This is a genomic window from Prevotella marseillensis (genome assembly GCF_900625065.1).
GTDB lineage: Bacteria > Bacteroidota > Bacteroidia > Bacteroidales > Bacteroidaceae > Prevotella > Prevotella rara.
Genome location: NZ_UYXY01000005.1, coordinates 49,908 through 58,195 on the forward strand (window position 1 = coordinate 49,908; position 8,288 = coordinate 58,195).

Below are 8,288 nucleotides of genomic sequence, written 5' to 3' on the forward strand. Positions count from 1 at the left end.
TTTTAGTACGCAAGCGCATTGCTGATGTGACATGATTTAACTTATTTTAAATAACAGTGGTATGTCAGCCGGGATAATTCATGTTCTCGTCTTTGATAACCTCAAGCACTTCTGTCAGGAACTTGCGTGCCTCCCATCGTGCCATGGGCAGGTCGTGCAGCAGCCAGTTGCCGCAGTCCTTCGGAGCAGCTCCCGGTATCTCGCCTTCAAAGTCAGCAACAAATTTGAATGTCTTTTGCATCAGTCCCACGATGTCCTTCGGTTCAAGGTCGCCGCGCATGAGCAGATAGTTGCCCGTCAGACATCCCATCGGCCCCCAGTAGATTATGCGGTCTTTCCATTCCGGGTCGTTGCGCAGATAGGTTGCAGCCAGATGTTCAATGGTGTGGAGTGCGCCGGCGTGAACAACAGGTTCGCGGTTAGGCTCCTTCATGCGTATGTCAAATGTGGTGACGGTCTCTCCGCCTACGCTGTCCTTGCGTGATACGTATATTCCGCGCAACAGGCGGTTGTGGGCGATTGTAAAACTTGGAATCTTTTTCATCTTTTTAGAAGTTAGGGAGTTAGGGTGTTAAGGAGTTAAGACAAATGTTTTGTTGTATTTCTTTGTTGTCCGGCTTTTGAGGATATTCTGGCAAATGCGTCGCTCCTTGACATCTCAGTAACTCATTGCTTATATTACTTTAAGAAATTCTTTGGTAACGTTGAACGACTTTTCGGCAAGTCTTGCCCAGAAGTCGAAGTATTGCGACGCCTTGTTGTCCTTAAGCGGTATGTCGCTGATTATGCGGAAACTTACGAACGGCACTCCGTATATGTGGCAGGTCTGCGCTATAGAGCAGCTCTCCATGTCGACGGCCTTGGCCTTGGGAAAGTTGTCGAGTATGCCCTGCATCTTCTCGCGTGAGTCGACAAACCATTCGCCGCTGACAATCAGTCCGGCATGAATCTTTGTCTCGCCGCTCAGGGATACTGCTTTTTCTACGAGGTCTTTGGGTGCCGTAAATGCAGGCGGCATGCCGATGATTTGCCCGAAGCTGCACTCGCTGCCGCAGTAGGCGTCGTGATAGCAATATGATGTGCCCACGATGACGTCCGTTACGTTCATCTCTACGTCGGCTCCGCCAGCCACGCCGGTAGATATCACCAGGTCGGGGGCATAGTTGTTTATCATTTCCACGGCACCAATGGCAGAGTTTACCTTGCCGATGCCGCATTTCTGTATAACGATGTCCTTGTCGCCGATGTTACCCACGGCGAAGTCTTTCTTGTGGTGTTGCTCCATTGTGGCGTTCTCGAGCAGTGCCTTAAGCTGCACAAACTCCTTGTCCATTGCCACTATTATTCCTATTTTCATCTTTATGCTGTTGTTTTACGCAGCAAAGTTACTACAAAAAAGTGAAATGCGGAAAGATATAGTGATAGAATTGAGTTACAAGGGTTTTAGTTAAAGTGGCGATAATTCGTGAAGCCATTACAATCCTTGCCGAAGCCAAATCTTGACGCCGCAACGTTACTTGTTCGTAACCATGTCCGAAAATGCGACAAACGGGTACGAATGGCGAAACAAGACACTATGTTATAGTGAGTTACCCACAACTCACGTAACAAATACGGTTACGGAAAAAAGATTGCGCCGTTCCTCCCCGTTTTGCGTACCGACACCGGACTCTTCACCAACTAATTTTGAAATCCAAAAATTAAGAACGATGAAGAGTACATTTTCAGTAATCTACTACCTCAAGCGTCAGGTAGTGAAAAAGGACGGGACGGTTCCCGTCATGGGACGCATCACGGTGGACGGCAGCCAGACGCAGTTCAGTTGCAAGTTGAGTGTCGATCCGAAGCTGTGGGACACCAAAGGGGGACGTGTCACGGGCAGAAGCGCGGCGGCACTCGAAACGAACCGTATGCTTGACAAGATGCGGGTGCGCATCAACAGACACTATCAGGAAATCATGGAGCGTGACAACTTCGTCACGGCGGAGAAGGTAAAGAACGCCTTTCTCGGACTGGAACACCGCTACCACACGCTGATGCAGGTGTTCCGTCGGCACAACGAGAACTATGAGAAACAGGTGGAAGCAGGCATGAAAGCAAAAGGTACACTGGAAAAGTACCGTGTCGTTTACAAGCACCTGCAAGAGTTCCTCGACATCCGCTACCATGTGAAGGACATCGCCCTAAAAGAGCTTACTCCCGCTTTCATCTCCGACTTCGAGATGTTCCTGCGCACGGACAAGCACTGCTGCACCAATACCGTGTGGCTGTACGTCTGCCCGCTACGGACAATGGTGTTCATAGCCATCAACAACGAGTGGCTGACACGCGACCCGTTCCGCGAGTATGAAATCAAGAAGGAGGAAACGACACGCAGTTTCCTGACCAAAGACGAAATACGCCTGCTGATGGAGGGGAAACTGAAAAACGCCAAACAGGAACTGTACCGCGACCTCTACCTGTTCTGTGCGTTCACCGGATTGTCGTTCGCGGATATGCGCAACCTCACGGAAGAGAATATCCGTACCTATTTCGACGAACACGAGTGGATAAACATCAACCGCAAGAAAACGGGCGTGGTGTCCAACATCCGCCTGCTTGACATCGCCAACCGCATAATCGGCAAATACCGTGGGCTATGCGAGAACGGCAGGATATTCCCCGTTCCGCATTATAACACGTGCCTTGCCGGTATCCGTGCCGTCGCCAAGCGTTGCGGCATCACCAAGCATATCACGTGGCATCAAAGCCGCCACACGGCAGCCACGACAGTTTTCCTTTCCAACGGCGTACCCATCGAAACGGTCAGCTCCATGCTTGGACACAAGAGCATAAAGACGACGCAGATTTACGCGAAGATAACCAAAGAAAAACTCAATCAGGATATGGAAAACCTTGCCGCAAGGTTAAACAACGTCGAGGAATTTGCAGGTTGCACCATCTAAAAAAGAGGAGCCATGAAACGTGACATAATCATCATAGAGGACAAGGCGGTCAGCGTAACCGGTAACGATGTGTGGATGACCGCCACCGAAATAGCCGGACTGTTCCATACGACCGTCCCGGCAGTGAACGCCGTCATCAAAGCCGTCCGCAAGTCTGACGTGCTGAACGACTACAAGGTGTGCCGCTACATGCAGCTTGAAAACGGGCTGTACGCGGACGTGTACGCGCCTGAAATCATTATTCTGATTGCTTTTCGGCTGAACACCTACAACACCTACCTGTTCCGCATGTGGCTGGTAGGAAAGGTTCTCTCACAAGAGAAGCGGCAAACATACGTGATGTTTATACAGAACGGAAAAACTGCGTACTGTTGAAGATATCAAATGAAAATTATACGAAAGAATTTCTATATGGATCCTTATCTAAATAGCCATATCATATCTCAAAAAATATAGAGGTAATAATATGGCTATTATTTAATTCTTTTGATTTGTCGTTATGCAACGAATTCCGTTCATAAAATGTTTTAATATATATTTGTCAAATGAATGGAGATTAGGTATTTTTTGTTCAAGGTATTCAATTCCTATCGTGTTAAATTCCTGTATAACGATTGTAATCTCTTTAGAATCGTCTTCAAGATTTATAAGACCTGCATTTTGTATCTTTTTACTAATCATCCTCGGTAATCCGTATTCTTCAAGTTGAAATACAATTTTAGGTAAAAAGGCATTTGATGCTTTATATACAAAATTGGCGATATTTGAGGAATTAGGATAAAGTTCTTGACGTATAATATTAATTACCGCAATAATAGATGAGAGATTAAAGGATACATATCTTTCAAATGTAAATATATCCTCATATGTAATACCATAATCTTTTACTGTGTTATATAGCTCTTTTATAGTCATTTTCCATCCATTACTACATGCACATGCATAATACCGTAAATGTCCTTTTCGATGATATTCCAAAATTTCTATGATATCTCCTAAAGCATCCCTCCATTCCCATGTATTATTGTTTTGTAAAGCATCGCAATTTGTTGGCCAATTGGAATCAGTTTTCAATTTTTCCGCAATTATCTTTAACATTGATGGTTTACAACTTCTGATTTGTGGTATTCTTTCAATTCTATGCCAAATATCCGTTCCAAGAAGTTCTATCATTTCATCTTGATATCGTTGAATTTTTACATATTGTTCATTATTCAATTTTATACCGGGGTCATTTCCATCAAGTTTTTTTACTACATCATCAGGAAACTCTAATCTCAATTTAGTATTTTCTTGACTTGGTGGCTCTTCAAGCATATAGACACGACCTACAAAATAACGAAACATTCTGCCTGCGCGTCCAATGATGTTGCGAAAGGTAAAATAATCAATCTTATGAGCCCCGTTCTTATTTGACCATAAAACGACACTCTCTGCTTGAGTATTTACTCCTTCAATTATAGACGAGGTCGATACCAAATAATCTAACCCATTCTGTTCTTCAAATAGTTTTATTTGAATTTGACTAAGAGAACGATGTAGCTGACCATTATGAATACCAATACCATGTTTGACTAAATCTTTAAGAATATACTTTTCTCCATAATTGCATTCCAGCCAATCAGAAAAATTAGCAAGCAGTTCAGAGTCTTTATTATATAAATTTCTGTTAAGAATTGTTGTTACTTCTTCAATTCCCTTATATGTGCCGGTATATATCAAAGCTTTACCTATACCTGTATTTATTAATTCAATAAGTTTACGTGTCTTAAAACTCTGTTTATCTTCATTCTTTGGTCTGCTTTTATATAACCGCCATGCATGCGTTACAACGGTCTTAAAATCCATACGCAGAAATGTCATCCCTTCAGTGAATACATTTTCTTCTATTTCATGGATATTTGGGGCAAGATAATATCTTTGTTTAGCTTTCTTTCCGAGTTCTACCATTGAACTGAGTAAAGTGGAGCTTCTTTCAAGATCAAAATTTGTACTTGCCTTATAAAACTCATCAACGATTAGAATATCAATTGAAGGAAGTTTATCTATATAGGCAAAAGCTCTTTCTTGCGGAAATACCAATATGTTTTTCTCCGCAAGTTCTACATCTGTTGTTGTAATTATTTTATATTGATGAGAGAATTTTCGGCAAATTCGTCTTCTTGTTTCATCTGCAAGAGCAACCGTAGGTACTAATATTACAACATTAATTGGTTGTTTAATCGCAATAAATGCATCAATAACAAAACTTTTACCAAAACTTGTAGGAGCACTCACCGCAACGCTTTTCCCTTCTAATAACTTCTTTAATACCTGTGATTGAGCAGTATGTAAGACACAAGGTTTTCTTTCTCCAATATTAACTTTAAAAACTTCACATACAAACCGATCTTCCCAAGATGCAGTATATGTATCAATATACGGTAAAAGCCCCACTTCACGAATAAGATGGTTGACTAATTCCATATATGAATTATTGTTAGTACCATTAATCTCATGAAGTAATGTAATTACTTTGGATCTTGCATTACTTATATCACCAGCATTTAGAACATTACTTATATCTAAACATGTATTATATATATCATTCGTCTGCATCATTTTTGAGATTTTTTGCTTGTGAAATAAACCAGTTTACTATTTTTGTTTTATCAGGAACAGGAAAAAGAATCAAATGAAAGTTTATTTCCGAATACTTATGAACAGAACTAAGCTTGTTGATCTGCTTCTTAAAAAACGAATGAGCACGATCTCTATGAAAAGAAATAATACTATTTTTATACTCATCACTCATTTCAGTAGTACTTGCTGTTATCTGGCATTCATGTAATAAAAGAATAGGTATATGTAGTTTGGGTTTTATTTCGTCAATGGAAGTATTCTCATCGAAACATTCTTTTATCTTTTTAAGTAATGTTTGGTTTTCAATTTGTTTATCAAGTTCATTGAGATTGGTCATTATTCCGCATTCCTTTTTCATAATAGGTTTGCGCAACATTTGTTCAACAGAATTTATTGGTTCGTATAATCGCGCATCCTCAAGAGAATTATAAAATTTAGCTTCTCCTAACCAAAGTTGAAAGCCTCCATTTGGGTCAATTACAATGTGTACAGAATCAGAGCCCTTTGCATTATCATTATCATTCTGTTTATAAAAAATTTTAGGTATTGCAGATAAGGCTTTATAATGGTTCTTCATTATGCCATATAGAATAATTTCCGCTATTTCACTTCCCTTTCCATTCTGCTCTTTGTCAACAAGTCGTAAATGTTTGGCAGCCTCAATAAGCCTACCGTAATCATTATCTATTAATTTCTCTCGTTCTTGTGCAGACAAAGCTGTTTCTGCAATATTACTGAAAACAAATTCTTTGAATTGACGATATCTCCAACTGCCATCTTCAAAGCCATTAGCAACTGATAATAACCTGTCATTATGATCTGGATTTATTTCTTGCTTTTTTGTATTAAATTTAACAAAACAATCATCAACTAATATATCAAAATTCCAAATTTTATTGCTCATACACTTTATTTACATGCTTAAAAATGGTGAAACATCTATATTCCTTTAGATACTATTTTTTTGTATGACAAATAAGTTCATGAACATCAACATCAAGCAAATTTGCAATACGAACAAATGTGTACAAATCAGGTTGAGAATGATTATTACACCATTTAGATACTGTTGCAGGATCTTTCTGTAATTGTTTTGCCAACCATTTGCTCATAACTCCTTTTTCTGATAGTACATTTTTAATGTTGTTTAAAATTGCCATTACAATTAATTTTTAGATTGCGTTAAATGCAAAGTTACAACTTTTTATTAACTATATGAATTTCTAACGATAGAAATTGGTTGGATCAATCAAAAAACTGGTTTTAAGGTCATTAAAACACCCAAGTATATAAAAAGTAAACGGGCAGCACCACAAAATGTCGCCCGTTTCCTTTTTCATGTTGGCCGCCTCACTCCAGCGGCTTGCGGTAGTTCGCTTCCAGCACATCGCGCAGCCCCGTTTCCGGGTAAAGCACCTTCCCTCCCAAAAGTATGAAGGACAACACGCGGTTGTTGCGGTATTCCTGCAAGGTGCGTCGGCTGACACGGAGCAGTTCCGCCACCTCACCGTCAGTCAGGTAACGTTCCCCGTCCAGCGGAGGGCGGTAACTTTCCAGAAATACAGACAGCCATTTCGAGCCTTTGCGCATATCCTGCATCACAGAGGCTATCGGCTCGTCTTCCATCGTAAAAACATCGTTGGTCTCGTTCATCATAACTTCGGATTCAGTGGGTGAATAAATCAAATCATCTGCCGTGCGAATAGAGCGTGCCGATAAGCGGTATCAACCTCTTAACCTCCTCCGGCTTGTAATAGAACCTGCGGTTTATCTGCGAGTAGCCGATAAGCCGCCTGTCGCGCAGCGTCTGCAACGTGCGCGGGCTTATTCTCAACTGCCCGCAGACCTCCTCGCCCGTGAGCCATCTTTCCATGCGCCCCGTGTCGCTTTTGCGCCTTAGGGCGGCGACCTTCTCCGAGAGTGCGCCGAATGCCGCCACCATCATCTCGAAAGTCTTTTTCTCGATAGATACTATTTCCATATTCATGCAATTATCGGTTTGCCCGCAAAGGTAACGATGCAGCCCTTAACACGTACCGTTTTCCGCTGAAAGGCTGCCTGTTGCACCGTTTGACCGGGTTACGGAGCCATCTTCCGTAAAAATCTTACGTGAGTCACGTAGTGAGTTGTTAAAGCCCCTTTTGTTTATTGCCGAATTTTGTCGCAGAAACATAGAGCAAGCCGAGTGTAGAGCGTCAAACTTGCTTGAACGGTATGCCGAGGCGCAGCCTATGTTCATGAAAATAAACAAAAATAAAGGACTGAATATGAAAGTGATAACGATGGAAAGTTCTGCCTTCCGGTCATTGACGGAACAGATAGCGGAGATTGCGGCACACGTCCGTGCCGCCTCCGGCGACAAGAAAGCGGCATCGCCCGACAGGTTGCTCACCACACGCGAGGCGGCGCACCTGCTTAACGTGAGTACCCGCACCCTCCAGCGTATGCGCAGCGAGCAACGCATCGGTTATGTCGTGCTTCGCGGTAAATGCCGCTACCGGCAGTCGGAAATAGACCGCCTGCTTGAAGCGTGTGCCGTCAACGAGGACGCGGCGACACCGCAGGAATTGAAACGCAACCACACGCTGCGCACTGGCGGCAAACCAAAAGGAAGGAGGACATAGGTCATGGAACTGCTCACACGAAACAACTTCGAGGGCTGGATGCAGAAGCTGATGGAACGGCTCGACCGTCAGGACGAACTGCTGCTGGCGATGAAGG

At 42.5% G+C, this 8,288-nt stretch carries 10 protein-coding genes and 1 pseudogene; 4 read left to right on the forward strand and 7 right to left on the reverse strand.

Annotation, left to right across the window (positions count from 1 at the left end; translation table 11 throughout):
* Positions 1-64: 64 nt before the first annotated feature.
* Positions 65-544: an S-ribosylhomocysteine lyase gene (locus tag EJL04_RS14910; RefSeq protein WP_125105541.1), complete on the reverse strand. Its 480-nt coding sequence runs from the start codon at positions 542-544 to the stop codon at positions 65-67.
* A gap of 129 nt (positions 545-673) precedes the next feature.
* Entirely contained in the window at positions 674-1,357 is a 684-nt protein-coding gene (locus tag EJL04_RS14915) for a 5'-methylthioadenosine/adenosylhomocysteine nucleosidase (RefSeq protein ID WP_021855071.1), read from the reverse strand.
* 352 nt (positions 1,358-1,709) lie between these two features.
* Between EJL04_RS14915 and EJL04_RS14920 the strand changes: the two genes are divergently transcribed.
* Positions 1,710-2,945 (forward strand): site-specific integrase, encoded by a 1,236-nt coding sequence (locus tag EJL04_RS14920; RefSeq protein ID WP_002561011.1) that lies wholly within the window; start codon positions 1,710-1,712, stop codon positions 2,943-2,945.
* Between the two features lie 12 nt (positions 2,946-2,957).
* Complete coding sequence (locus EJL04_RS14925; RefSeq protein WP_002561010.1) at positions 2,958-3,320, forward strand: hypothetical protein; 363 nt, start codon at positions 2,958-2,960, stop codon at positions 3,318-3,320.
* A 102-nt stretch (positions 3,321-3,422) separates the two neighbouring features.
* Here EJL04_RS14925 and EJL04_RS14930 read toward each other — a convergent pair whose 3' ends face one another.
* The 5 genes from EJL04_RS14930 to EJL04_RS14950 all read right to left on the reverse strand — a co-directional run bounded on the left by EJL04_RS14930 (position 3,423) and on the right by EJL04_RS14950 (position 7,554).
* Positions 3,423-5,546, reverse strand: a complete 2,124-nt coding sequence (locus EJL04_RS14930; RefSeq protein WP_004355287.1) for a DEAD/DEAH box helicase — start codon at positions 5,544-5,546, stop codon at positions 3,423-3,425.
* Positions 5,530-6,471: a HamA C-terminal domain-containing protein gene (locus tag EJL04_RS14935; protein ID WP_125105542.1), complete on the reverse strand. Its 942-nt coding sequence runs from the start codon at positions 6,469-6,471 to the stop codon at positions 5,530-5,532. Before EJL04_RS14935 ends, EJL04_RS14930 begins: the two co-directional genes overlap by 17 nt.
* 52 nt (positions 6,472-6,523) lie before the next feature.
* Positions 6,524-6,727, reverse strand: a complete 204-nt coding sequence (locus EJL04_RS14940) for a helix-turn-helix transcriptional regulator (RefSeq protein WP_002561006.1) — start codon at positions 6,725-6,727, stop codon at positions 6,524-6,526.
* 190 nt (positions 6,728-6,917) lie between these two features.
* Positions 6,918-7,223, reverse strand: coding sequence for a helix-turn-helix domain-containing protein (locus tag EJL04_RS14945; protein WP_125105544.1), 306 nt, complete (start codon positions 7,221-7,223; stop codon positions 6,918-6,920).
* A gap of 31 nt (positions 7,224-7,254) precedes the next feature.
* Entirely contained in the window at positions 7,255-7,554 is a 300-nt protein-coding gene (locus EJL04_RS14950) for a helix-turn-helix domain-containing protein (RefSeq protein ID WP_019131010.1), read from the reverse strand.
* 280 nt (positions 7,555-7,834) lie between these two features.
* On the opposite strand from EJL04_RS14950, the gene EJL04_RS14960 reads away from it, so the two are divergent.
* A complete protein-coding gene (locus EJL04_RS14960; RefSeq protein ID WP_002561004.1) occupies positions 7,835-8,191 on the forward strand; it encodes a helix-turn-helix domain-containing protein in 357 nt (118 codons plus the stop codon).
* Between the two features lie 3 nt (positions 8,192-8,194).
* Positions 8,195-8,288 (forward strand): annotated as a pseudogene (locus EJL04_RS14965) (helix-turn-helix domain-containing protein); the annotation flags it as partial.